The sequence below is a fragment of the Staphylococcus simulans genome, from assembly GCF_003043455.1.
Lineage (GTDB): Bacteria > Bacillota > Bacilli > Staphylococcales > Staphylococcaceae > Staphylococcus > Staphylococcus simulans_A.
This window is the reverse complement of sequence record NZ_PZGG01000116.1, coordinates 1-2,870: the sequence shown is the minus strand read 5'-3', so window position 1 is coordinate 2,870 and position 2,870 is coordinate 1. Positions and strand designations below refer to the sequence as shown.

The window sequence follows — 2,870 nt, the reverse complement described above, 5'->3', positions numbered from 1 at the left end:
CCTGAATAAGTTTCACCATTGGCTTTAACCTCATATTTATATGTTTCAGGATTAGCGATTACTTTTAAAGTGGTAAAGATATAACTTAATTTGCCAAAGACTTTCTTACTATTTGAATCTACGTTTTCTGCATTTTCTACCATCATGCCTATACCTGCAAAGTTTAAAGCAATATGCCCATTAATATCCAACACATCAAAAGACTTCACTTTTGATTCTAGTAATTGTTGTGCTGCTTGTACAGGTCTAGCTGCCAGATTCAATGTTTTAGCAAAATCATTAAATGTTCCGCCTGGAATAATACCAATAGGAATATTCAACTCATTTTTTACGACGCCGTTTACTAATTCGTTTACTGTACCGTCGCCACCTAAGATAAAGAAGATATCAAACGAATGGTCATTATTCTGTGCTACAGCATCACAAAATTTCTTAATATCTCCTTCTTCTTTACTTAATTTAATTGTTAAATCATCACACATTTGAACTAAGCTTTCTGTTACCTGTCCAATTGACTTATACAGATTGCCTTGACCTGCAGCTTGATGATAAAACAAAACACCTTTATTGAAGTGTTGTGTCATAGTACCAGACTCCTTTGAACTTATCTCGTTATACTTACCCCAAAATATACTTTATTCAATCATACAAAATAAAAAACGATTATCTTTTACCACCACTGGTAGGGGAGATAATCGTTTTTGTTTGTTATTGTACTTTATTTTCTTTCATTGTTAATAAGCGTTCTTTCATATCCGCTTCTAAGTGTTGAAGTTCCTGTTCAGCTTGTTGTCGTTTTTCACGACCTTCAGCTTGAATTTGCAATGTTTGTTCAACAGTTTCAATAATATTTTCGTGAGTTGATTTTAATGTTTCAATATCAACAATCCCACGTTCATTTTCAACAGCTGTATCAACTGCATTTTGTTTCAACAACTCTGAGTTCGCAGTTAATAAATCATTTGTAGTATCTGTTACAGCGCGTTGTGCTGACATTGCTTGTCGTTGACGCATCAATGTCAAAGCAATAGCCATTTGGTTTTTCCATAATGGAATACTTGTCAGAATAGAACTTTGAATTTTTTCAGCTAAAGTTTGGTTCACGTTTTGAATCATACGAATTTGCGGGGCAGTTTGTAGTGAAATTTGTCTAGATAACTGTAAATCATAGATACGCTTATCTAAGCGATCCGCAAATTGTTCTAAATCAGCAACTTCTTGAATATCCATTTGATTGCCTGATTCATAAGCCTTTTGTCTTTTCTCAGGTAATTCCTGTTCTAAAATAGCTTGTTTCTTTTCTTGTGCCGCTGCAATATATAGATTAAGTTCTTCAAAGTAATCTTTATTTTGATCGTATAGACCGTTTAATAATTGAATATCTCTGTTCAATCCATCTTTATGATTTTTTAATTCAACAGAAATACGGTCAACTTGAGAACCTACTGATTGCATTCTTGAGAAAATTTCATTCGCAGAAGCTTTAGCACGTTTAAAAATCTTCTTCAAGAAAGAATCTTTTTCTTGCTTGAAATCATCAGGTTGTACTTCTTTAAGCTTTACCATTAATTGATTTAAAGTATCTCCGATAGGGCCTGTATCTTTTGATTTCACTTCAGTCAGCATTTTATGTGCGAATGTAGACATACTAGATTGGGCATTAGAACCGAATTTCATCAATGAATCATAATTCATTGGTTCAATTTGGTTTGCCAACTCATGTATTTTCTTTTGCTGTTCTGGTGTGAAATCTTTATTTGCTTCCATTAGAGTCTGGTCATTTGAAATTTGACTCTGTAATTCTGGATGTGTCGGCATTTCATTTTCGTTAGCCATTAATCATGCTCCTTTCTTTGTAAGTGGCGTTGTTGCTCTATTTTGTTCATTTCCATTTCAACATCAAGACGTGTATAGTCTTCTTCGTTTAATCGCTTTAAGTCAGCAACTAAAGTTCTTTTAACTTCATCTAAGGTAATACGTGTTTGTTCTAACTTTTGTTTTTCTTCTTTAGATTTTGCCGGCATTTTTGCTAATCTCGTATAGCTTTCAATCAAATTCAATGCATTATCTAAATGTGAATAAAAAAAGCTATCGACAATAAAGAACTTTTGCGGCTGTTGTCTCACCGTAAAATATATAGTGCGTGCTAATCTATGAATTTCATTCACTTGCTTGAAATCTTTTATTGATCGCACGTTGATAAAGGATTTTAAAAGCTTTCGTACTTTTGTTTGTGCATTATTTAGATGATGACGCACAAATCTAAAGTCTCTTCGTGTTAATCCTATTTCATTTAAATATTTTTTGGATGTGAAAAATTGAGTAGGGAAGTAAAGCGCAAAGAATGCTGCGATACCAATTCCTAAATCATATACAAATAATATATCGAATGCATAAATACTTGTGAGCCAAGCGACAATAGCAGCTGGAACACCAACAAGGGTTCCATAAATTCGAGAAATATAATATCTCAATTTACATCTTCCTTTTTAAATAGTTCTAAATCTTTCTAAAGATGAATCTGTATCTAGATGTTCAATGTTGTAGTCTGTAACTTTGGAAGCAGGAGAAGCACCCTCGATTATCGCTTGTGTGAATTGTTCGAGTTCTTGTTCTTCACCTTGTGCATATATTTCTACATATTGTTCAACATTTTGTACTGTCCCTGTAATATGGTATTTTTGTGCAAGGCGTTCAGTAAAATAACGGAATCCGACACCTTGTACTTGTCCAAATACTTGAATTTTTCTGCGTTGCATAAGATCACCTCTTTGTTATATTATACGAATTTTCAGGGCAAAAAACTAATATTTACTACACAACCCAATATCTATCAATACAAACACATTTCTTGAAATTATCTTTAGAAT

Annotated in this window: 4 protein-coding genes; all 4 read right to left on the bottom strand. The window is 33.1% G+C overall.

Going from position 1 to position 2,870, the window contains the following annotated elements:
- Positions 1 to 584: diacylglycerol/lipid kinase family protein (locus tag BU038_RS12125; RefSeq protein ID WP_275114974.1), on the bottom strand; the 584-nt coding region annotated here is incomplete at its 3' end.
- Between the two features lie 124 nt (positions 585 to 708).
- Positions 709 to 1,836 carry a toxic anion resistance protein gene (locus BU038_RS12120; protein ID WP_107606227.1) on the bottom strand — a complete coding sequence of 376 codons (1,128 nt, stop codon included), beginning with the start codon at positions 1,834 to 1,836 and terminating at the stop codon, positions 709 to 711.
- The gene (locus BU038_RS12115; protein WP_107606226.1) at positions 1,836 to 2,474 is read right to left on the bottom strand and encodes a 5-bromo-4-chloroindolyl phosphate hydrolysis family protein; all 639 of its coding nucleotides are present in this window, start codon (positions 2,472 to 2,474) and stop codon (positions 1,836 to 1,838) included. Before BU038_RS12115 ends, BU038_RS12120 begins: the two co-directional genes overlap by 1 nt.
- 15 nt (positions 2,475 to 2,489) lie before the next feature.
- Complete coding sequence (locus tag BU038_RS12110) at positions 2,490 to 2,759, bottom strand: acylphosphatase (RefSeq protein ID WP_107606225.1); 270 nt, start codon at positions 2,757 to 2,759, stop codon at positions 2,490 to 2,492.
- Positions 2,760 to 2,870: the final 111 nt, after the last annotated feature.

Coding starts and splice junctions, on each gene's coding strand:
- BU038_RS12110 (WP_107606225.1), bottom strand. CDS start 2,759: ATGCAACGCAGAAAAATTCAAGTATTTGGACAAGTACAAGGTGTCGGA.
- BU038_RS12120 (WP_107606227.1), bottom strand. CDS start 1,836: ATGGCTAACGAAAATGAAATGCCGACACATCCAGAATTACAGAGTCAA.